Genomic DNA, 21053 nt, shown 5'->3' on the forward strand with positions numbered 1-21053 from the left:
ACGTTACCGTATCGCGATCAGATGACCACTTCGACGCCCTCACCCGGAGCCTCGCCTGACGCCCGTTCGGACTCCAGGGCCTGCTGCAGGATGATGACCGCCGCGGCCTGATCGATGACAGACCTGCCCTTTTTGGACTTCACGCCGGAGGCGCGCAGTCCCTGGCTGGCCGTGACTGTGGTCATCCTCTCGTCCACGAGTCTCACCGGAACGGGGGCGATCCCGGCGGCGAGCTCCTGGGCGAAGGCGCGGACCTTGAGGGCGGCCGGGCCCTCGCCCCCCTTGAGGGAGCGAGGGAGTCCGACCACGATCTCGATGGGTTCGTACTCCTCGACGAGCTGACGCAGACGGCGGTGGGCGGCCGGGACGTCCCGGCCCGGCACCGTCTCCACCGGCGTCGCGAGGATCCCGTCGGGGTCGCACGAGGCGACCCCGATCCGGGCGTCCCCGACGTCGATCGCCAGGCGGCGGCCCCGTCGGACGGAGCTCATCGGGCGGTTTCGCCGACGAGACGCTCGACGGCGGCGATGGCGTCGCCGACGGCGGCCACGTTCTGGCCACCACCCTGGGCGACGTCCGGCTTGCCGCCGCCTCCGCCGCCGAGGGTCTTGGCGGCGGTGCGGACCATGTCACCGGCCTTGAGACCGCGCTCACGCGCGGCTTCGTTGGTGGCGATGACCGTGAGGGGCTTGCCGTTGGCCGAGGTGAACAGGGCGACCACGGCCGGACGGTCGCTGGGGATGCGGCCGCGCACGTCGAGGACCAGCTTGCGCAGGTCGTCGGCGCCCGTGCCGTCCGGGACCTGGCCGGTGACGAGGGCGACGCCGCCCACGTCCTTGGCGCCCTGGGCGAGACCGGCGGCGGCCGCAAGCACCTTCTCCGCGCGGAACTTCTCGATCTCCTTCTCGGCGTCCTTCAGCTTGGCGAGCATGCCGGAGATCTTCTCGGGCAGCTCCTCCGGACGGCCCTTGACCAGCTCCTGGAGCTGGGCGACGACCGTGTGCTCCTTGGCCAGGAAGTTGTACGCGTCCACGCCGACCAGGGCCTCGATGCGGCGCACGCCGGAGCCGATGGAGGACTCGCCGAGCAGCTTCACCAGACCCAGCTGGGCGGTGTTGTGCACGTGGGTGCCGCCGCACAGCTCCTTGGAGAAGTCGCCGATGGTCACCACGCGCACGCGCTCGCCGTACTTCTCGCCGAACTCGGCGATGGCGCCCGCCTTCTTGGCCTCGTCCAGGGACATGACCTCGGCCTGGACGTCCAGCTCGCGGGAGAGGACCTCGTTGATCCGCTGCTCGACGTCCGTCATCACGGCCGTCGGCACGGCGGACGGCGAGCCGAAGTCGAACCGGAAGCGGCCCGGCTGGTTCTCGGAACCGGCCTGGGCGGCCGTCGGGCCGAGGGCGTCGCGCAGCGCCTGGTGCGTGAGGTGCGTGGCGGAGTGGGCGCGGGCGATGGCGCGGCGGCGGTGGGCGTCGATCGAGGCCCACACCGGGGCGCCGACCGTGACCTCGCCGACCTGCACGACGCCCTTGTGGACGTGCACGCCCGGCACCGGCTTCTGGACGTCGCGGACCTCGATGACGGCACCGCTGTCCAGGCGGATGCGGCCGGTGTCGCCGATCTGGCCGCCGCCCTCGGCGTAGAAGGGGGTGCGGTCCAGGACGACCTCGACCTCGTCGCCCTCGGTGGCGGCGGGCGAGGAGGCGCCGTTGACCAGGAGGCCGACGATCACGGCCTCGTTCTCGGTCAGGCTGTAGCCGGTGAAGTCGGTGGCGCCGGAGCTGTCGGCGATCTCGCGGTAGGCGCCCATGTCCGCGTGGCCGGTCTTCTTGGCCTGGGCGTCGGCCTTGGCGCGCTCCCGCTGCTCCTTCATCAGGCGGCGGAAGCCGTCCTCGTCCACGGTCAGGCCCTGCTCGGCGGCCATCTCCAGGGTGAGGTCGATCGGGAAGCCCCAGGTGTCGTGGAGCAGGAACGCCTTGTCGCCCGGCAGCACGCGGGAACCGGCGGCCTTGGTCTCGCTGACGGCCGTGTCGAGGATGTTCGTGCCGCCCTTGAGGGCCTTGAGGAAGGCGGCCTCCTCGGCGAGCGCGACGGTCTCGATGCGCTTGCGGTCGGTGAGCAGCTCCGGGTACTGCTCGCCCATGGTCGTGATGACCGTGTCGACGAGCTCGGCGACGACCGGGCCGGTGGCGCCGAGCAGACGCATGTTGCGGATGGCGCGGCGCATGATGCGGCGCAGGACGTAGCCACGGCCCTCGTTGCCGGGGGTGACGCCGTCGCCGATGAGCATCACGGAGGTGCGCATGTGGTCGGCGACCACGCGCAGCGAGACGTCCGAGCCGTGCTCGGCGCCGTAGCGCACGCCGGTCAGCTCGGTGGCCTTGTCGATGACGACGCGCAGGGTGTCGGTCTCGTACATGTTCTGTACGCCCTGCAGGATCATGGCCAGGCGCTCCAGGCCGAGACCCGTGTCGATGTTCTTCGACGGCAGGTCGCCGAGGATCGGGAAGTCCTCCTTGCCCTGGCCCGCGCCGCGCTCGTACTGCATGAAGACCAGGTTCCAGATCTCCACGTAGCGCTCGTCGTTGACGGCCGGGCCGCCTTCCTCGCCGAACTCAGGACCGCGGTCGTAGTTGATCTCGGAGCACGGGCCACAGGGGCCGGGCACGCCCATGGACCAGAAGTTCGGGCCCATGCCCAGGCGCTGGATGCGCTCGGCGGGGACGCCGATCACGTCGCGCCAGATGCGCTCCGCCTCGTCGTCCTCCTTGTAGACGGTGATCCAGAGCTTCTCCGGGTCCAGGCCGTAACCGCCCTTGTCCTGGGGCGAGGTGAGCAGCTCCCAGGCGAGCTTGATCGCGCCTTCCTTGAAGTAGTCACCGAAGGAGAAGTTGCCGCACATCTGGAAGAACGTGCCGTGCCGGGTCGTCTTGCCGACCTCTTCGATGTCCGGCGTGCGCACGCACTTCTGGACGCTGGTGACGCGCGGGGCGGGCGGCTTGGTCTCGCCCAGGAAGTAGGGCTTGAAGGGCACCATGCCCGCGGGGACGAGGAGCAGCGTCGGGTCGTCCGCGATCAGTGACGCCGACGGCACGACCTTGTGCCCACGCTCCTCGAAGAAGCTCAGCCAGCGGCGACGGATTTCAGCCGACTCCATCAGTGGTCCTCATTCCGGTTGTACGAGTACGTCGTGTCCGTCGTGTTCGCGAGGGACTTGGGGTTCTTGTCGGTGGCGGGCTCGACGAGCGCGAGGCGGCGCTGGGCGGGCAGCTCGGGGTCGACCGGGGCGTTCAGGCCGAGGGCGTCACCGAGCTCGGCCTCCCGCTCGGCCATGCCGTCACGGACGTCGAGCGCGAAGTCCTTGAGCCGGTGTCCGGCCTCGACGGCCTTGTCGGCGGCCCGCGCGGCGAGGCTCTCGGGGGTGAGCTGCTTCAGCTTGCGGTTGACCTTGGTGGTGGCCCAGACGCCGGCGGCCGCGCCCGCGGTGAACCAGAACGTACGTCGGAACATCGCTGCGTCAGTCCTTCTTCCGCTTGCCCCGCCGTGCCGACGGGAGGGTGCGGCCCACGATCACCGTACGACGGGACGGCTTGGCGGGCACTTCCTTACGGCTGATGGCCCGGCGCACTCCGTAGCCGAACGCCGCGACCTTGACCAGGGGGCCGCCGAAGGTGGAGGCCACGGTCGTCGACAGCGCCGACGCGTTCGACGTGACCTCCTGGACGTCGGAGGCGATGGCGTCCACGCGGTCGATCTGGGTCTGCGCGGAGCGCACCGCCGTCGACGCGTCGGCGAGGAGCGGCACCGCCTGCTCGGTCACGTCCGCGACGAGCTTGGTGGTCGCCCTGAGCGTCTGCGCCAGCCTCGCCAGCGCCACCGCCAGGAAGGAGACCAGAATCGCCCAGAAGACGGCCACCAGGATCCCGGCCACCTCTCCACCGGACACTGTGCACCGCTCCCTGAGACACCGCCCTGGATTCCAGGGTCGTCGAACGTCGAAAAGTCGTGCTCCGACCCTATCGCGCCGGGGCCCCGGCTCCGTACCGCATTACCGCACGCGGCACTTGGAGCGGGGGGCATGAGCGGAACTGGCGCGAGCTGATTGTACGGACCGCGTACGCGTGAGTACGCTCCGTACCCCATGCGACGCCCTCAGCGCCCCGACGACCGTCGGAACGATTCAGCAGCCGCCGCCGGCCCGTCGTCCCCTCCCCCGGACCCGGCGGCGGACGGCCCCGCGGGCAACCTCCCGGCGGAGCTCACCGCCTTCGTGGGCCGCGGCGCCGAACTGGACGCCCTCACCGAGGCGTTGGCCACCGCCCGGCTGATCACGGTGACCGGGGTCGGCGGCGTCGGCAAGTCGCGGCTCGCGGTGCGGGCGGCCGCCGCCGTCCGGCCGCGCGACGGCGCCTGGCTGGTGGAGCTGGACTCCGTGCGCGACCCCGAGCTGGTGGAACACGCGCTCGCCAGCGCCCTGGAGCTGACCGACCACACGAGCCGCTCGCCCCGCCAGGTGCTGCTCGACCGGCTCGCCGGGCGGGAACTGCTGCTCGTGGTGGACGGGTTCGAGCACCTCGTGGCGGCCACCGCCTCCCTGGTGCACGACCTCCTCGTGCGCTGCCCCGGCCTGCGGGTCCTCGCCGCCGGACGCAGGCCGCTGGGCATGGCGGGCGAGCGCGTCTTCCCACTCGCGCCGATGGCGGAGCCGGACGCGGCGGCCCTGTTCGCCGAGCGGGCCGCGGCCTGTCTGCCCGGCTTCGCCCTCGACGGCGGCCACCAGGCCGAGGTCCTTGAGCTGTGCCGCCGCCTGGACGGCATCCCGCTCGCCCTCGAGCTCGCCGCCGGGCGGCTGCGGGCGCTCTCGCCGGGGCAGCTGCTCGCCCGCCTGGACGACCGCTTCCGGCTCCTGACCGGGGCCCACCGCGATCTGCTGCCCCGGCACCAGACGCTGCGTACGGCGATCGGCTGGAGCCACGAGCTGTGCACGGCGCAGGAGCGGCTGCTGTGGACCCGGCTCTCGGTGTTCTCCGGGCCCTTCGACCTGGAGGCCGTCGAATACGTGTGCAGCGGCGACGGGCTGCTCGCCGAAGAGGTGCTCGACATCGTCGACGAGCTGCTCGCGCAGTCGGTCCTGACCCGCGAGGAGAGCCCCACGGGCGTGCGCTACCGCATGCTCGACACCGTCAGGGCGTACGGCGCCGAGTGGCTGCGGGCGACCGGGGACACCGCGCGGATGCGGCGCAGGCACCGCGACTGGTACATGGGCCTGGCCACCTGGTGCGAGCTGGACTGGTTCTCGCCGCGGCAGACGGAGGTCGCCACGCTCGTCGAGTGCGAGCTGCCCAATCTGCGGGCCGCCCTGGAGTTCTGTCTGACCGAGCCGGAGGAGACGCACCTCGGCCAGTACCTGGCGGGCACGCTGTGGTTCTGCTGGGTGGGCTGCGGTCGGCTCGCGGAGGGCAGGCACTGGCTGGACCGGGCCGTGGACCTGGAGGGCGGCCACGAGGAGTCGCGCCTGAAGGCGCTGTGGGTGCTCGGCTACGTGGCGATCCTCCAGGGCGACACGGTGCCCGCGCTGTGCGCGCTCCAGGAGTGCCAGGACACCGCCGAGCGCACGGGCAGCGCCGTCGCGGCGGCGTACGCGGTGCACCGTCTGGGCTGTCTCGCCCTGGTCTCGGACGACATGCCGCGCGCGGAGCGGCTGCTGCGCACGGCCCTCGACGAGTACCGGCGCATCGGCGAGCTGAACAGCAACGTGCTGATGGGCCAGGTCGAGCTGGCCATGACCCTGGCCTTCCAGGGGTCGCTCGACGACGCCGTGGCGCTGTGCGAGGAGGTGCGGCAGGTCTGCGAGGACCACGGCGAGCGCTGGACGCTGGCCTACGCGCTGTACGTCCTCGGGTACGCGGCGTGGACGCGGGGTGAGCCGGACCTCGCGCGCGAGCTCGTCACGCGCTGCCTCGACCTCGACCACGCCTTCCACGACCTGCTCGGCACGGTCCTCGCGGTGGAGCTGCTCGCGCTGTTCACGGCGACGGAGGGCGACGCGGCGGAGGCGGCCGTGCTCCAGGGCGTGGCCTCGCGGATCTGGCCGTCGGTGGGGCTTCCGCTGTTCGGTTCGCAGTACTTCGGCGGCCCGCACGCGCTGTGCGAGGCGCGGGCCAGGGAGCGGCTCGGCGACGAGCTGTACGAGGCCCAGCTGCGGGCCGGGGCCCTGCTGCCGCCGGACGCGGCGGTGGCGCGGGCGCTCGGCCGGGGCGGCGCCGCGGCCCCGGGGCCGCGGCGCGGCAGGCGCACGGCCCGGGCCGAAGGACCGGCCCCGCACACGCGCGAACCCGCCGCCTCCCCGACCCGTAAGGGCGGGGAGACGACGGGCTGAGCCAGGTGAGGCTACGTCCGGGTCAGCGGGCGTAGTACTCGACGACGAGCTGCTCGTCGCAGATCACGGGGATCTCCTTGCGGTTCGGCTCGCGGTCCAGGCGGAAGGCCAGGGCCTTCAGGTTGACCTGGAGGTAGCGCGGGGTCTCGCCGTCGGCGGCGAAGCCACCCTCGCGCGCGACCTCGAACAGCGGCTTCTGGCGGCTGCGCTCGCGGACCATGACGACGTCGTCCGGCTTCACGCGGAAGGACGGCTTGTCGACCTTGTGGCCGTTGACCTCGATGTGGCCGTGGACGACCATCTGACGGGCCTGGTAGATCGTGCGGGCGATGCCCGAACGCAGGACCAGGGCGTCGAGACGACGCTCGAGCTCGATGACCAGGGCCTCACCGGTCTTGCCCTGGGTCTTGGCGGCACGCTCGTAGGCGCGGACGAGCTGGCGCTCGGACACGTCGTACTGCGCGCGCAGACGCTGCTTCTCGAGCAGACGGACCTTGTAGTCCGAGTTCTGCTTGCGGCCGCGGCCGTGCTCGCCCGGCGGGTAGGGGCGGGCCTCGAAGTACTTGACGGCCTTCGGGGTCAGCGCGATGCCGAGGGCACGCGACTTCTTGACCTTGGGGCGGGACTGGTTCGCCATGAACCAAACACCTCTGCTCTTCTGTGCGAAATCGGCTTCACCAGGGTTAGGGGAGGTCACATCCGCAGCCCGGGAAACCCGGCGGGTCCCTGAGGGACACACCCGGCAGCCGCTCCTGGGTCTGGGCACTATGTGCAGCACGCGAGTGGCCCACCGACCGCTTCCCCTCGGGGATGGTGGTGGGCTGCCCGCGACACCTTCGACGGTGCGCGACGCTCCTGGAGATCCCCGCCCGGGGGCCGGATCTCCGGCTGGATGTCCCGCTCTGGTGGTGCCGGTACGGGACCGGACACGGGACTCAGCACTTCGGGGAAGTCTACAGGCTGCTCAGGGCCGCTTGCGACCCAGGTGTTTCCTGGTCCACTCCACCGCGTCCGCGTAGCGCGCCTCGGTGCCGTGGCGGGTGGGGGTGTAGTACGTGCGGTCCTTGAGGGCGTCCGGGGCGTACTGCTGGGGGGCGATGCCCTCGGGCAGGTCGTGCGGGTAGACATAGCCCTGGGCGTGGCCCAGCTTGGCCGCGCCCTTGTAGTGGCCGTCGCGCAGATGGGGCGGGACCGGGCCCGCGTGGCCCTTGCGGACGTCTTCCAGGGCGGCGCCGATCGCCGTCGTCGCCGCGTTCGACTTCGGGGCGAGGGCGAGGGCGATGGTGGCGTGGCTGAGGGTCAGCGCGGCCTCGGGGAAGCCGATCATGGCGACGGCCTGGGCCGCGGCGACGGCGAGGGGCAGGGCGCCCGGGTCGGCCAGGCCGATGTCCTCGCTCGCGGAGATCATCAGGCGGCGGGCGATGAACCGGGGGTCCTCGCCCGCCTCGATCATCCGGGCCAGATAGTGCAGGGCCGCGTCCACGTCCGAGCCGCGGATGGACTTGATGAGGGCGCTCGCGACGTCGTAGTGCTGGTCGCCCGCGCGGTCGTACTTCACCGCCGCGCGGTCGACGGACTCCTCCAGGGTCTGGAGCGTGATCTCCTTCTCGCCCTTGGCGAGGGCCGCGCCCGCGCCCGCCTCCAGGGCGGTCAGGGCCCGCCGCGCGTCACCGCCGGCGATCCGCAGGAGGTGCGCCTCGGCCTCCTCGGGCAGGGTGACCGCTCCCCCGAGGCCGCGCTCCTCGGTGAGGGCGCGCCGCAGCAGGCCGCGCAGGTCGTCGTCCGTGAGCGGCTCCAGGGTCAGGAGCAGGGAGCGGGACAGGAGCGGGGAGATCACCGAGAAGTACGGATTCTCGGTGGTCGCCGCGATCAGGGTCACCCAGCGGTTCTCGACGGCGGGGAGCAGGGAGTCCTGCTGGGCCTTGCTGAAGCGGTGGATCTCGTCGAGGAAGAGCACCGTCTCCTTGCCGTGGCCGCCCATGGCCCGGCGGGCGCCGTCGATGACCGCGCGGACCTCCTTGACGCCCGCGGTGATCGCGGACAGCTCCACGAAGCGCTTGTTCGTCGCCTTGGAGACCACGTACGCCAGGGTCGTCTTGCCGATGCCGGGCGGGCCCCACAGGAACACCGAGGACGGTCCCGCGGGCCCGCCGCTGCCCTCGCCGACGAGGCGGCGCAGCGGCGACCCGGGCCGCAGCAGATGCTGCTGGCCGACGACCTCGTCGATCGTGCGCGGGCGCATGCGGACGGCCAGAGGACTGCTCGCCGGGTCCTTCTCCTGGCGGTCCTCTGCTGCGGCGGTGAACAGGTCGGGCTCCACGTCGAGAACCCTATGCCACCCCACTGACAATCGGTCCGGGGCCGCCGGTGCGCGGGCTCAGGCCCAGAGGTCGGTGCCCCACCGCGTGAAGATCAGTACGGCGATCACGCCGACGTGCATGACCGGCAGCGCCCAGGTGAAGTCCTCGAAGAACGTCTTCAGCCAGCGCGGCGCGGCCAGGAAGCCGTTGCGGATATTGAAGGACGTCACGTACCAGAACATCAGGATCGTGGCGACCCACGCCAGGCAGCACCACAGGCACAGCGCGTTGATCCGGTACAGGGACTGGAACTGCAGCCACGTGCAGAACCCCACGCCGAACACCGTGCCCGCGTTGAACGTGAGCCAGTACCACCGCGGGAACCGCGCCCCGGCCAGCAGGCTCATCCCCACGCCGATCACCACGGCGTAGGCCGCGAGCCCCAGCATCGGGTTCGGGAACCCGAACGCCTCCGCCTGCTCGCTCTTCATGATGCTGCCGCAGGCCACCACCGGGTTGATGCTGCACCCGGGCTGGAAGTTCGGGTCCTTCAACAGCTCGAACTTGTCGAGCGTGATGATCCACGAAGCCCACAGCCCCGCCACGCCCGTGACCACCAGAAGCAGCGCGAACGCCCGGCTCCCGCCGACGGAACGGGACGCGTCCGCACGGTCCTCGCCCGAAGCGGCGCCGTTCTTGACTGACATCGTTTTGCTCATCACGCCGTTTCCATCGCTCGTGGGTGGCCCGGGGCAGGGTCATTGTGCCGCAAGCTCCTGTGTGTCCACCGTCGGGCGGACATAAGGGGACACCTACGGGGGAAGCGCGAACGACGCGGGGGTGGGACGCGAGAACGCGCCCCACCCCTGCGTCGTTGCCGTCCTAGGCCAGCTTGCCCTTGAGGAGCTCCACGATCTCGTCCACGGCGACGGCCTCCTGCTCGCCGGACTCCATGTCCTTGAGCTGGACGACGCCCTCCGCCAGATCGCGCTCACCGGCGACGACGGTGAAGCGCGCGCCGCTGCGGTTGGCGTTCTTCATCGCGCCTTTCAGGCCCTTCCCGCCGTACGAGAAGTCCGCCGCGATCCCGGCCTTGCGCAGCTGTGCCACCTTCGCGAAGAGGACCCGGCGGGCCTCGTCGCCGAGGGGCACCGCGAAGACGCTGGTGGCCGCGGGCAGGTCGAGCGAGACGCCCTCCGCCTCGAGCGCGAGCACCGTGCGGTCCACGCCGAGCGCCCAGCCGACGGACGGAAGGGCGGGGCCGCCGATCATCTCGGACAGGCCGTCGTAGCGGCCGCCGCCGCCGACGGCGGACTGCGAGCCGAGGCCGTCGTGGACGAACTCGAAGGTCGTGCGCGTGTAGTAGTCCAGGCCGCGGACCAGCTTCGGGTCGTCCTCGTAGACGACGCCCTCCGCCGTCAGGAGCTCGCGCACCTGCTCGTGGTACGCCTTGCAGGCGTCGCACAGGTAGTCGCGCAGGAGCGGGGCGCCGACGAGCTGCTGCTGGACCTCGGGGCGCTTGTCGTCCAGGACGCGCAGCGGGTTGATGTCGATGCGGCGGCGCGTCTCCTCATCCAGGTCGAGCGCGCGCAGGAAGTCCTGGAGCGCGGCGCGGTAGACGGGGCGGCACTCCTTGTCGCCGAGCGAGTTCAGCAGGATGCGGAACTCCTTCAGGCCGAGGGAGCGGTAGGCCTGGTCGGCCAGGATGATCAGCTCGGCGTCGAGCGCCGGGTCCTCGGCGCCGATGGCCTCCGCGCCGACCTGCGAGAAGTGGCGGTAGCGGCCCTTCTGCGGGCGCTCGTAGCGGTAGTACGAGCCCGAGTACCAGAGCTTGACGGGGAGGTTGCCCGCCTTGTGCAGGTTGGCCTCCAGGGCGGCGCGCAGCACGGAGGCGGTGCCTTCGGGGCGCAGGGCGAGCTTGTCGCCGCCCTTGGTCTCGAAGGCGTACATCTCCTTGGTGACGATGTCCGTGGACTCGCCGACGCCGCGCGCGAACAGCTCGACGTTCTCGAAGCCAGGGGTCTCCACATAGCCGTAGCCGGAGTTGCGCAGGGGGGCCGCGATGGCCTCGCGCACCGCCAGATACGTGGCGGAGGCGGGCGGCAGCAGGTCGTACGTGCCCTTGGGGGCCTTGAAGGTGCTCACTTCAGCAGTCTCTCGTCACATTCCTCGTCGGGGTGCGGACGTCGGGTCCGCACCCCGGCCTTGGCGGTCGGCGGCCACCTGCCGCAGATACGGGTTGGTGGCGCGCTCCTGGCCGATGGTCGTCTGGGGGCCGTGGCCCGAAAGCACCACGGTCGAGTCGTCGAGCGGCAGGCACACCCGGGCCAGCGACTCGAGGATCTCGGGGTGGGAGCCGCCGGGCAGGTCGGTGCGGCCGATGGAGCCGGCGAACAGCAGGTCGCCCGAGAAGAAGACCGACGGGATGTCGGCCGTCTCGGGCATCCTGAAGGTCACCGACCCCCTCGTATGGCCCGGCGCGTGCGCGACGGTGAGGTCGAGTCCGGCGAGGCTCAGGCTCGCCCCGTCCGTCAGCTCCCGCAGGTCGTCGGGCTCCCCGACCGTCAGCTCGCCCATGAGCTGGGCCCCGATGGAGCGGCCGAGGGCCTTCTCCGGGTCGCTCATCATGTACCGGTCCTCGGGGTGGATCCAGGCGGGCACGTCGTGCGCGCCGCAGACCGGGACGACCGAGGCGACGTGGTCGAGGTGGCCGTGCGTGAGGACCACGGCGACGGGCTTGAGCCGATGCTTCTTGAGCGCTTCCTCGACGCCCGGGGCGGCTTCGTGCCCCGGGTCGATGATCACGCACTCCTCGCCTGCGGCGGGGGCGACCAGATAGCAGTTGGTGCCCCAGGCTCCGGCGGGAAACCCGGCAATGAGCACGATCGTCCTTCGTTTTGGTCGTACGGCTGAGTGGCAGCGGAGATTGCGGCGGGTCAGAGCCTACCGGCGCTGCCGATTCCACAGCTAACCCATATACGGTACGGGGCACGCGCGGCCCCTCGTGCCGCGCGCCGACGACAGCAGACGAGACGACGGATGAGACGTTCGAGGAGTGGGCCCGGTGGTCAGCCAGCAGCAGCGGCGTAAGCAGCTCGCACGGGAGAAGTACTTGCGGCAGCAGCAGCGGCGGGAGGCCGCCCAGCGCCGCCGGCGCCTGCGCAACGGAGTCATCGCGGGCGCGCTCGCCCTGGTCGTGGCCGCAGGCGCCGCCTCCTACGCGGCGGGCGCCTTCGACGGCGGCGGCTCCACCAAGGACGACGCCGCGCCGAGCCCGACGCCCAGCAAGCCCGCGGACCCCTGCCGCAAGGCGGCCCCGGGCAAGGTCAAGCCGCTCAGCTTCAAGAAGGAGCCGCCGCTGACCATCGACACGTCGGCCTCGTACACGATGAAGCTGGGCACGACGTGCGGCGACATCGACCTCGCCCTGGACGCGGCGAAGGCCCCGCACACCGTCAACTCCTTCGACTTCCTGGTGAACAAGGGGTACTTGGACCACACCGCGTGCCACCGCCTCACCTCGGGCAACGTCAACGTGCTGCAGTGCGGCGACCCCAAGGGCACCGGCGAGGGCACCCCGGGCTACTCGATCCCGGACGAGAACCTGAAGGACAAGCGCCTGAAGGGCAATGTGTACCCGGCGGGCACGGTGGCGATGGCGAACCGCTACAACGCCGGGAAGAAGACCGGGCGCGACACCGGCGGCAGCCAGTTCTTCCTCGTCTACCAGGACAGTCAGCTGCCGCCCGACTACACGCCGTTCGGCACGGTCTCCGCGGCGGGCATGAAGGTCCTGAAGAAGATCGCCGCCGCGGGTGAGAGCTCCGGACAGGGCGACGGGGCGCCGAACGCGACCGTGGTCATCGACAAGGCGACCGTACGGAAGTCCTGAGGCGGCACCGGAGAAGTCCGGAAGGCGACCCCGTGCGCGTCCCGGGCACGGGCGGTGAATTTCGCTCGTGCTGGATGCGGACAGCCGCCCCGCCGGTCGCCTATGTTGGCGGTGACGAAACTGTGGACGATGCCGGGGGCCCGTGGCCTTGTGCAGGCATCATGTGGAGGAGGCGCTGTGAGCAGCGACCCGTGGGGCCGCGTCGACGAGACGGGGACCGTGTACGTGCGTACGGCCGACGGCGGCGAGCGAGTGGTCGGTTCGTGGCAGGCAGGATCTCCCGACGAGGCCCTGGCCTATTTCGAGCGCAAGTACGACGGTCTGGTCGTCGAGATCGGACTTCTCGAGCGCCGGGTGCAGACGACCGATCTGTCGGCCAAGGACGCGACGGTCGCCATCGACCACCTGCGGCAGCAGGTCGACGAGGCGCACGCCGTGGGCGATCTGGACGCCCTGAGCAAGCGGCTCGACAAGCTCGTCGCGTCGGTCGACGCGCGCCGTGAGGAGCGCAAGGCCCAGAAGGCCAAGCAGTCGGACGAGGCGCGGCACGCCAAGGAGGCGCTGGTCGCGGAGGCCGAGGAGCTCGCGCAGAGCGAGCAGTGGCGGTCGGCGGGCGAGCGGCTGCGGGCGCTCGTGGACACCTGGAAGGGGCTGCCGCGCCTGGACCGCAAGTCCGACGACGAGCTGTGGCACCGCTTCTCGCACGCCCGCTCGGCGTTCTCCAAGCGCCGCAAGGCCCACTTCGCGCAGCTGGACGCGCAGCGCGAGGAGGCCCGCAAGGCCAAGGAGAAGCTGGTCGCGGAGGCCGAGGCCCTGTCGAACTCGACGGACTGGGGCCCGACGGCGGCGCGCTACCGCGAGCTGATGGCCGACTGGAAGGCGGCGGGCCGTGCCCAGCGCGAGCACGAGGACGACCTGTGGAACCGCTTCCGCGGCGCCCAGGACGTGTTCTTCGCGGCGCGCAGCTCGGTCTTCGCGGAGCGCGACGCCGAGCAGGGCGAGAACCTCAAGCTCAAGGAGGAGCTGGCCGACGAGGCCGAGAAGCTCGTCCCGGTGACGGATCTGAAGGCGGCCCGCGCGGCCTTCCGCTCCATCAACGAGCGCTGGGAGGCCATCGGCCACGTCCCGCGTGACGCCCGGCCCAAGGTCGAGGGCCGGATGCACGCCGTGGAGCGAGCCCTGCAGGAGTCCGAGGAAGCCGAGTGGCGCCGGACCAACCCCGAGGCGCGGGCGCGCGCCGAGGGCCTGACCGGCCAGCTCCAGGCCGCCGTGGACAAGCTGCGGGGCCAGATCGAGGCCGCCCGCACGGCGGGCAACAACGCCAAGGCGGACAAGCTCCAGAAGGAGCTCGACGGCCGTCAGGCGCTGCTGGACCAGGCCCTCAAGGGCCTGGAGGAGTTCGGCGGCTGAGCGGTTCTCCACCGGCTACCTAGAGGGGCTCCCGTACGTGACGTACGGGAGCCCCTCTGCGTGGAGCCCGGTTTTCCGGGGGTGTGCTTACGGTCGGCGCGCCGACGTCACGCGGTACACGTCGTACACGCCCTCCACTCCCCTGACCGCCTTCAGGACGTGCCCCAGGTGCTTGGGGTCGCCCATCTCGAAGGTGAAGCGGGACGTGGCGACGCGGTCACGGGAGGTCTGGACGGCCGCCGACAGGATGTTGACGTGCTGGTCCGAGAGGATGCGCGTGACGTCCGAGAGCAGGCGCGAGCGGTCCAGGGCCTCGACCTGGATGGCCACGAGGAACACCGAGGACTGCGTGGGCGCCCACTCGACCTCGAGGATGCGCTCGGGCTCACGGGACAGCGAGTCCACGTTCACGCAGTCGCTGCGGTGAACCGATACGCCGCTGCCGCGCGTGACGAAGCCGATGATGGGGTCGCCCGGCACCGGCGTACAGCAGCGTGCCAGCTTGACCCACACGTCGTCGACGCCCTTGACGACGACGCCCGGGTCCGCGCTGGAGCGGCGCTTGGAGCGGCCCCTGCGGGCGGGCGGCGCGCTCTCGGCGATGTCCTCGTTGGCGGCCTCCTCACCGCCGAGGGCCTGGACGAGCTTCTGCACCACGCTCTGCGCGGTGACGTGGCCCTCGCCGATCGCGGCGTACAGGGACGAGATGTCGGGGTAGCGCATCTCGTGCGCGAGCGTGACGAGCGAGTCGCCGGTGAGGATGCGCTGGATCGGCAGGTTCTGCTTGCGCATGGCCCGCACGATGGCGTCCTTGCCCTGCTCGATGGCCTCCTCGCGGCGCTCCTTGGAGAACCAGGCCCGGATCTTGTTGCGCGCGCGGGGCGACTTCACGAAGCCGAGCCAGTCGCGGCTGGGGCCCGCGCCCGCGGCCTTTGAGGTGAAGACCTCCACCAGGTCGCCGTTGTCGAGGGTCGATTCGAGCGGCACGAGCCGGCCGTTGACCCGGGCGCCTATGGTGCGGTGGCCGACCTCGGTGTGGACGGCGTACGAGAAGTCCACGGGAGTGGCGCCCGCGGGCAGCGCGATGACGTCGCCCTTGGGGGTGAAGACGAAGACCTCGTTGCGCGACAGGTCGAAGCGCAGGGACTCCAGGAACTCGCCCGGGTCCTCGGTCTCCTTCTGCCAGTCGAGCAGCTGGCGCAGCCACGCCATGTCGTTGAGGTGGTCGTCCTTCTTGCCGGAGGACTTGGGGGCGTCGGTGCGCACCTTGGAGGCGCCCGCGACGGCCTCCTGCTTGTACTTCCAGTGCGCGGCGATGCCGTACTCGGCGCGGCGGTGCATGTCGAACGTGCGGATCTGCAGCTCGACGGGCTTGCCGTTGGGGCCGATGACCGTCGTGTGCAGCGACTGGTACATGTTGAACTTGGGCATCGCGATGTAGTCCTTGAACCGGCCGGGGACCGGGTTCCAGCGCGCGTGCACCGTGCCGAGGGCGGCGTAGCAGTCGCGGACCGTGTCGACGAGGACGCGGATGCCCACCAGGTCGTAGATCTCCGCGAAGTCACGGCCGCGGACGATCATCTTCTGGTAGACGCTGTAGTAGTGCTTCGGGCGGCCGGTGACGGTGGCCTTGATGCGCGCGGAGCGCAGGTCGGCCTGGACCTCGTCGGTCACTATGGCCAGGTACTCGTCGCGCTTGGGGGCGCGCTCGGCGACGAGGCGCACGATCTCGTCGTACATCTTGGGGTAGAGGATCGCGAAGGCGAGGTCCTCCAGCTCCCACTTGATGGTGTTCATGCCCAGGCGGTGCGCCAGTGGAGCGTAGATCTCCAGCGTCTCGCGGGCCTTCTTCTCCTGCTTCTCGCGCTTGAGGTAGCGCATGGTGCGCATGTTGTGCAGGCGGTCGGCGAGCTTGATGACCAGGACGCGGGGGTCCTTGGCCATGGCGACGACCATCTTGCGCACGGTCTCGGCCTGCGCGGCCTCGCCGAACTTGACCTTGTCGAGCTTGGTGACGCCGTCGACGAGGAGGGCGACCTGGTCGCCGAAGTCGCGGCGCAGCTGCTCCAGGCCGTACTCGGTGTCCTCGACGGTGTCGTGGAGCAGGCCCGCCATGAGCGTGGCCGGGTCCATGCCCAGCTCCGCCAGGATCGTGGTGACGGCCAGCGGGTGGGTGATGTACGGATCGCCGCTCTTGCGCTTCTGGCCCCGGTGCCAGCGCTCGGCGACCTGGTAGGCCCGCTCGATCTGGCGCAGCGTGGCGGTCTCGATCTTGGGGTCGTTGCTGCGCACTATCCGCAGCAGGGGCTCCAGGACCGGGTTGTACGGGTTGGAGCGCTGCACGCCCAGGCGGGCCAGGCGGGCGCGCACCCGGTTGGAGGAGCCGGAGCGCTCCGGCTTGCCGGTGGCGGGGCGGGCCGTCGCGGGCGGCGGGGCGGGGCGCTCGGGCTGGGGCGCGGGGCGGGGCTGCCGCTCGGCCGCCCGCTCCGGCTTGTCGGCCCCGGCGGCCTGCTCGCTCCGCTCGCCGCGGGCCGGGGTGGCGCCGGGCGTGGTCGTCCCGCCCGGCGCGGGGGCCGCCGGCGCCGTGCTCGGCGCCCGGCGCGCGGACGTGGCGGCGGGCGCCGTGGCCCGCTCGGACTCATCGACGGGCTTGGCGGCGGCAAGTGGCTGGGACTCGTCTGGCAAGAGCGCTCCCTGTGCGCGATCGGGTCCCCCGGTGAGGTCCCGAAGTGCCCATGGTATCGATCCTGGGCCCGCGGCTCGCCCTCGGCCGGTGAGACGGCTCCGTACTGGAGAAACGCCAGAGGCGGGCGCCGGATTCCGCCGGGCCCGCCCCGATGTCCCGTGGGGCCGCCTCGGCGGCCCCACGGGGTCCTCAGACCGTGAGGAGCGCCTCCAGGGGCGCGCCGTCCAGAGCGGGAACCAGCCGCTCCCGGCCGCCCAGGAAGCCCAGCTCCATCAGGACCGCCACACCGGCCACCTCGGCGCCCGCCCGGCGGATGAGCCGCAGCGACGCCTCGGCGGTGCCGCCGGTGGCCAGGACGTCGTCGATGACCATGACGCGGTCGCCCGCGGCGAGGTCCTCGGCGTGCACCTCAATCTCGGCGCTGCCGTACTCCAGGTCGTAGGCCTGGCTGAGCGTGGCTCCGGGGAGCTTGCCCGCCTTGCGGACCGGGATGAAGCCGAGTCCGGCGCGCAGGGCCGCCGGGGCGCCCAGGATGAAGCCGCGGGCCTCCAGGCCGACGATCTTCGTGGCGCCGCTGCGCACGCTCAGGTCGGCGAGCGCGTCGGTGAGCGCCGCGAAGGCCGCCGGGTCGGCGAGCAGCGGTGTGATGTCCTTGAACATCACTCCGGGCGTCGGGTAGTCCGCCACGTCGCGGATGCGGCTGAGCAGCAGTTCCTTGATCTCGGTCATCGGCGTTTCCGTCTCCGTCATCGGCGCTTGCCCGAGGGGCGGCCCCGGCCGCGGTTGCGGACGGGCTGGGCGCGGGGGCCCGAGCGCGGGCCGACGACCGCGGGGGTGTCCTCGGCATCCTCGGTGGTCTCGGCGTCGGGCGCCGGGGTCTCCTCGGACTCGCCCTTGGCGGCCGCGGCGCGGCGCTTGGCGAGCACCCGCTTCTTGAGCGCCTTCATCTGCGGGTCGGTCTCCTTGAAGTCCGCGACCAGCGGAGTGGCGATGAAGATCGACGAGTACGCGCCCGCGGCGAGGCCGACGAACAGCGAGAGCGAGATGTCGTTCAGCATGCCCGCGCCGAGGAAGCCGCCGCCGATGAACAGCAGACCGGCCACCGGGAGCAGCGCGACGACCGTGGTGTTGATCGACCGGACCAGCGTGCTGTTGATCGAGCGGTTGGCGACCTCGCTGTAGGTGAAGCGGGTCTGCTTGGTGAGGTCCTTCGACTGTTCCTTGAGGCTGTCGAAGACCACGACCGTGTCGTACAGCGAGTAGCCGAGGATCGTCAGGAGGCCGATGACCGTGCCCGGCGTGACCTCGAAGCCGACGAGGGCGTACACACCCACGGTGATGGTGAGGTCGTGGATGAGCGCGATGAGGGCGGCCAGGGCCATGCGCCACTCGAAGGCGATCGCCAGATAGATCACCACGAGGATCATGAAGATTGCCAGGCCCTGCCAGGCCTTGTTGGCGATCTGGTCACCCCAGCTGGGACCCACCAGGTCGGCGTTGATGTCGTCCGCCTTCACGTCCAGCTCCTTGGCGAGCTCGGACTTGATGTGGTCGGACTTGTCGGTGTCCACGCCGCTGATCTGGATGCGCAGCGTGTCGTTGCCGAGCCGCTGGGCGATCGCCTGGTGGCCGGACGCCTCCTCCGCGACCTCCTCGGCCTTGGCGGCGGAGACGCTGGTCTTGGGCGTGTTGAAGACGGCGCCGCCCTCGAACTCGATGCCCATGTGCAGGCCTCGCACCATCAGGGCCACGAAGGCCGTGATGGTGATGAGGATGGAGATGCCGTACCAGATCTTGCGCTTGCCGACGAAGTCGTAGCCGACCTCGCCGCGGTAGAGCCGGGCGCCGAGATTGCCGAGCTTCGACATCTCACGCCTCCTTCGGGTCGACGGGGGCGGCGGGGGCGCTCGTACGGCGCGCGCGGCGCAGCGGCGGAGTGACGCCGAGCCGCTTCGGGTCGAGACCGGACCACTTGTGGCCACCCGCGAAGAACTTCTTGCGGGCCATGATCGTCATCAGCGGCTTGGTGAAGAAGAACACCACCACGACGTCGAGCAGCGTGGTCAGGCCCAGCGTGAACGCGAAGCCCTGGACCTTGCCGACGGTGACGACGAAGAGCACCGCGGCGGCGAGGAACGACACGAAGTCCGAGACCAGGATGGTGCGCCGGGCCCGCGGCCAGGCGCGCTCGACGGCGGGCCGCAGCGTACGGCCCTCGCGGACCTCGTCCCTTATGCGCTCGAAGTAGACGATGAAGGAGTCGGCGGTGATGCCGATCGCGACGATCGCGCCACAGACGGCCGGGAGGTTCAGCGCGAACTTAATCGTCGGGCCGAGCAACGTCATGATCGTGTACGTCAGCGCCGCGGAGACGCCGAGGCTCGCGATGGCGATGAGCGCCAGGCCGCGGTAGTACGCCACCAGGTAGATGATGACGAGCGCGAGGCCGATGGCGCCGGCGATCAGACCGGCGTGCAGCTGCTCGCCGCCGAGGGCCGCGCTGACAGTGGTGACGCTCTGCTCCTTGAAGGTCAGCGGGAGCGCGCCGTAGGACAGGATGTTGGCCAGGTCCTTGGCCTCGTCCTGGTCGAAGCTGCCGGAGATCTCGGCCTGGCCGCCGGTGAGCGCCTGCTGGACGAAGGGCCAGGAGACGACCTCGCCGTCCATGACGATGCCGAACTCGTTCTGCGGGGACTGCTTGCCCGCGAGCTTGCCGGTGATGTCGCCGAACTGCTTGGTGCCGGTCTTGGAGAAGTCCATGGTGACCTTCCAGCCGGCGGCACCCGTGGTGTCGAAGACGGCCTTGGCGTCGTCGACCTCCTTGCCGCTGACCTCGGACGGGCCAAGGATGAACTTGTTCCAGTTGCCGTCGCTGTCCTTGCCGCAGGCCACGACCGGGTCGGACGGCTTGACGCCTTCCTTGATCTTCGTGCGGACCTTGGGGTCGGTGCAGTCGAGCTTGGCGAACTGCTCCTGGAGCTTGGCGGAGGGGTCGCCGGTGGGGTCGGGCTTCGGCGTCTCGTCCTTCTTGCCCTGCGGCTTGTCGCTGGACTTGCCGGACGGGGTGGGCTCGTCCTTCAGGCCGTCGGTGACGGAACGGCCCTGGGTCGTGGGCGTGGCGGAGGGGGAGGCCGACTCGTCCTTGGACTTGTCGCCCTTGCCGTCCTTGTCGCCGTCCTTGTCCGTGCCCTTGTCGCTGGCACCCGGGGTCGGGGACGAACTTGGCTTGTCCTTCTTGTCCTTGTCGCCCTTGTCGCCCTTGTCCTTGCCGCCGTCCACGGGAACACTGGGCTGACGGGCGATGACCGGCCGGAAGAACAGCTGCGCGGTCGTGCCGACCTGCTCGCGCGCCTGCTTGGCGTTCGTGCCCTTGGGGATGTTGACGATGATGTTCTCGGAGCCCTGGGTCTGAACCTCGGCCTCGGAGACACCCAGACCATTGACACGCTTGTTGATGATGTCAACAGCCGTGTTCATGTTGGTCTCGTTGATCGCGTTCTTCTGGCCCGGCTCGTTCTTCGCCTGGAGCGTGATGCTCGTACCACCGGCGAGGTCGATACCGAGGCGGGGCGTGGTGTGCCCGGAGAGGAACATCCCCCCGGTGAGCGCCACCAGGGCGATCAGGATGAAGACCAGGGTGCGACCCGGTTTCCCCTGGGTACCCTGCCTTCTGCCCTTCTTGGGTGCTGCCACCTTCTCGTTCTCCCTGTCCAACCGCCGGCCTGCGGGGTGCTCCCCTGGCCTTCGCTGAGCGGAGGGGGTCCCGGGCGGGCGGCCATGAAGTTGTGTCGAGACGCGGCGCGAAATCACCTGCGGCGGGGGTCGCGGTGCGCGAGCGGGCGCACGTCGGGCCCCCGGCTGTGACTACTTCGCGCCGGACTCGCCGTCGGTCTTCTTCGGCTCTGCGTCTGCGGCCTCGGGGGCCTCGTCGGCCGCGTCCTTCTTGCCGAGGTCGATGCGCGAGTCGTCAGACGCGAGCTTGTCAGTCTCGTCGGTCTCGTCGGTCTCGGTGAGGGAGGAGGCGTCGTCCGGCACCACCGGGGTCTCGTCCTCGGGCTCCGCGCCGTGCACGATGCGGTTGTACTCGTCGTCGTCCAGGACGGCGCCGATGGCGTTCTTCGCGTAAACCGCGTGGACGCCGGGGGCCACCTCAAGGAGGACCGAGTCGTCGTGAACCTCCTTGACGGTGGCGTACATGCCTCCGATGGTGCGGATGCCGGTGCCAGGCGTCATGTCACTGCGCATCTGGGCGGCCGCCTGCTGCTTCTTCTTGGCGGACCGGGTCATCAGGAACATGGCCCCGATGAGCACGATGAACGGGAGGAGGGTCACGATATTCACGGGACGGAGTTTCCTTCGCACGACCGCGTGGTGAGGCGGCCT

Annotated in this window: 17 protein-coding genes; 3 read left to right on the plus strand and 14 right to left on the minus strand. The window is 70.8% G+C overall.

What is annotated here, in order from left to right:
* Positions 1 to 17: 17 nt before the first annotated feature.
* From ruvX to ACIG3E_RS30000, 4 genes are read right to left on the minus strand one after another with little or no spacing between them, the layout of a single operon-like run.
* Positions 18 to 491 carry a Holliday junction resolvase RuvX gene (gene ruvX, locus ACIG3E_RS29985; RefSeq protein ID WP_399622674.1) on the minus strand — a complete coding sequence of 158 codons (474 nt, stop codon included), beginning with the start codon at positions 489 to 491 and terminating at the stop codon, positions 18 to 20.
* The gene (gene alaS / locus ACIG3E_RS29990) at positions 488 to 3160 is read right to left on the minus strand and encodes an alanine--tRNA ligase (RefSeq protein WP_399622676.1); all 2673 of its coding nucleotides are present in this window, start codon (positions 3158 to 3160) and stop codon (positions 488 to 490) included. Before alaS ends, ruvX begins: the two co-directional genes overlap by 4 nt.
* Positions 3160 to 3513, minus strand: coding sequence for a DUF6167 family protein (locus tag ACIG3E_RS29995; RefSeq protein ID WP_399622677.1), 354 nt, complete (start codon positions 3511 to 3513; stop codon positions 3160 to 3162). Before ACIG3E_RS29995 ends, alaS begins: the two co-directional genes overlap by 1 nt.
* 7 nt (positions 3514 to 3520) lie before the next feature.
* Positions 3521 to 3949 (minus strand): DUF948 domain-containing protein, encoded by a 429-nt coding sequence (locus tag ACIG3E_RS30000; protein WP_030681106.1) that lies wholly within the window; start codon positions 3947 to 3949, stop codon positions 3521 to 3523.
* 195 nt (positions 3950 to 4144) lie between these two features.
* Here ACIG3E_RS30000 and ACIG3E_RS30005 point away from each other — a divergent pair, with 195 nt between their 5' ends.
* Positions 4145 to 6382 carry an ATP-binding protein gene (locus ACIG3E_RS30005; RefSeq protein WP_399622679.1) on the plus strand — a complete coding sequence of 746 codons (2238 nt, stop codon included), beginning with the start codon at positions 4145 to 4147 and terminating at the stop codon, positions 6380 to 6382.
* Between the two features lie 22 nt (positions 6383 to 6404).
* Here the strand turns inward: ACIG3E_RS30005 and rpsD are convergent, their stop codons facing one another.
* The 5 genes from rpsD to ACIG3E_RS30030 all read right to left on the minus strand — a co-directional run bounded on the left by rpsD (position 6405) and on the right by ACIG3E_RS30030 (position 11565).
* The gene (gene rpsD / locus ACIG3E_RS30010; protein ID WP_138958578.1) at positions 6405 to 7019 is read right to left on the minus strand and encodes a 30S ribosomal protein S4; all 615 of its coding nucleotides are present in this window, start codon (positions 7017 to 7019) and stop codon (positions 6405 to 6407) included.
* Positions 7020 to 7346: 327 nt separating this feature from the next.
* Positions 7347 to 8702 (minus strand): replication-associated recombination protein A, encoded by a 1356-nt coding sequence (locus ACIG3E_RS30015; RefSeq protein WP_399622680.1) that lies wholly within the window; start codon positions 8700 to 8702, stop codon positions 7347 to 7349.
* 57 nt (positions 8703 to 8759) lie between these two features.
* Positions 8760 to 9401 (minus strand): vitamin K epoxide reductase family protein, encoded by a 642-nt coding sequence (locus ACIG3E_RS30020; protein ID WP_399622682.1) that lies wholly within the window; start codon positions 9399 to 9401, stop codon positions 8760 to 8762.
* A gap of 163 nt (positions 9402 to 9564) precedes the next feature.
* Entirely contained in the window at positions 9565 to 10827 is a 1263-nt protein-coding gene (hisS, locus tag ACIG3E_RS30025; RefSeq protein ID WP_399622683.1) for a histidine--tRNA ligase, read from the minus strand.
* A 15-nt stretch (positions 10828 to 10842) separates the two neighbouring features.
* Complete coding sequence (locus tag ACIG3E_RS30030) at positions 10843 to 11565, minus strand: MBL fold metallo-hydrolase (RefSeq protein ID WP_172387622.1); 723 nt, start codon at positions 11563 to 11565, stop codon at positions 10843 to 10845.
* 181 nt (positions 11566 to 11746) lie between these two features.
* On the opposite strand from ACIG3E_RS30030, the gene ACIG3E_RS30035 reads away from it, so the two are divergent.
* Both ACIG3E_RS30035 and ACIG3E_RS30040 read left to right on the plus strand, forming a co-directional pair.
* Positions 11747 to 12574 (plus strand): peptidylprolyl isomerase, encoded by an 828-nt coding sequence (locus tag ACIG3E_RS30035; protein WP_399622686.1) that lies wholly within the window; start codon positions 11747 to 11749, stop codon positions 12572 to 12574.
* A gap of 177 nt (positions 12575 to 12751) precedes the next feature.
* A complete protein-coding gene (locus ACIG3E_RS30040) occupies positions 12752 to 13984 on the plus strand; it encodes a DUF349 domain-containing protein (protein ID WP_399622688.1) in 1233 nt (410 codons plus the stop codon).
* Positions 13985 to 14071: 87 nt separating this feature from the next.
* Here ACIG3E_RS30040 and ACIG3E_RS30045 read toward each other — a convergent pair whose 3' ends face one another.
* The 5 genes from ACIG3E_RS30045 to yajC all read right to left on the minus strand — a co-directional run bounded on the left by ACIG3E_RS30045 (position 14072) and on the right by yajC (position 21011).
* Positions 14072 to 16669 (minus strand): RelA/SpoT family protein, encoded by a 2598-nt coding sequence (locus ACIG3E_RS30045; RefSeq protein ID WP_399622690.1) that lies wholly within the window; start codon positions 16667 to 16669, stop codon positions 14072 to 14074.
* 190 nt (positions 16670 to 16859) lie between these two features.
* Positions 16860 to 17399, minus strand: coding sequence for an adenine phosphoribosyltransferase (locus ACIG3E_RS30050; RefSeq protein WP_399622691.1), 540 nt, complete (start codon positions 17397 to 17399; stop codon positions 16860 to 16862).
* Between the two features lie 17 nt (positions 17400 to 17416).
* Positions 17417 to 18538: a protein translocase subunit SecF gene (secF, locus tag ACIG3E_RS30055; protein ID WP_399622693.1), complete on the minus strand. Its 1122-nt coding sequence runs from the start codon at positions 18536 to 18538 to the stop codon at positions 17417 to 17419.
* A gap of 1 nt (position 18539) precedes the next feature.
* Positions 18540 to 20363 carry a protein translocase subunit SecD gene (secD, locus tag ACIG3E_RS30060; RefSeq protein ID WP_399622695.1) on the minus strand — a complete coding sequence of 608 codons (1824 nt, stop codon included), beginning with the start codon at positions 20361 to 20363 and terminating at the stop codon, positions 18540 to 18542.
* Between the two features lie 171 nt (positions 20364 to 20534).
* Complete coding sequence (yajC, locus tag ACIG3E_RS30065; protein ID WP_242715563.1) at positions 20535 to 21011, minus strand: preprotein translocase subunit YajC; 477 nt, start codon at positions 21009 to 21011, stop codon at positions 20535 to 20537.
* Positions 21012 to 21053 lie beyond the last annotated feature (42 nt).

The organism is Streptomyces sp. NPDC053474, assembly GCF_044544845.1.
GTDB lineage: Bacteria > Actinomycetota > Actinomycetes > Streptomycetales > Streptomycetaceae > Streptomyces.

Excerpts from the sequence above, each read along its gene's own strand:
- ACIG3E_RS29995 (WP_399622677.1), bottom strand. The coding sequence starts at position 3,513 with ATGTTCCGACGTACGTTCTGGTTCACCGCGGGCGCGGCCGCCGGCGTC.
- ACIG3E_RS30020 (WP_399622682.1), bottom strand. The coding sequence starts at position 9,401 with ATGAGCAAAACGATGTCAGTCAAGAACGGCGCCGCTTCGGGCGAGGAC.
- ACIG3E_RS30050 (WP_399622691.1), bottom strand. The coding sequence starts at position 17,399 with ATGACCGAGATCAAGGAACTGCTGCTCAGCCGCATCCGCGACGTGGCG.
- ruvX (WP_399622674.1), bottom strand. The coding sequence starts at position 491 with ATGAGCTCCGTCCGACGGGGCCGCCGCCTGGCGATCGACGTCGGGGAC.
- secF (WP_399622693.1), bottom strand. The coding sequence starts at position 18,538 with ATGTCGAAGCTCGGCAATCTCGGCGCCCGGCTCTACCGCGGCGAGGTC.
- ACIG3E_RS30005 (WP_399622679.1), top strand. The coding sequence starts at position 4,145 with ATGCGACGCCCTCAGCGCCCCGACGACCGTCGGAACGATTCAGCAGCC.
- alaS (WP_399622676.1), bottom strand. The coding sequence starts at position 3,160 with ATGGAGTCGGCTGAAATCCGTCGCCGCTGGCTGAGCTTCTTCGAGGAG.
- rpsD (WP_138958578.1), bottom strand. The coding sequence starts at position 7,019 with ATGGCGAACCAGTCCCGCCCCAAGGTCAAGAAGTCGCGTGCCCTCGGC.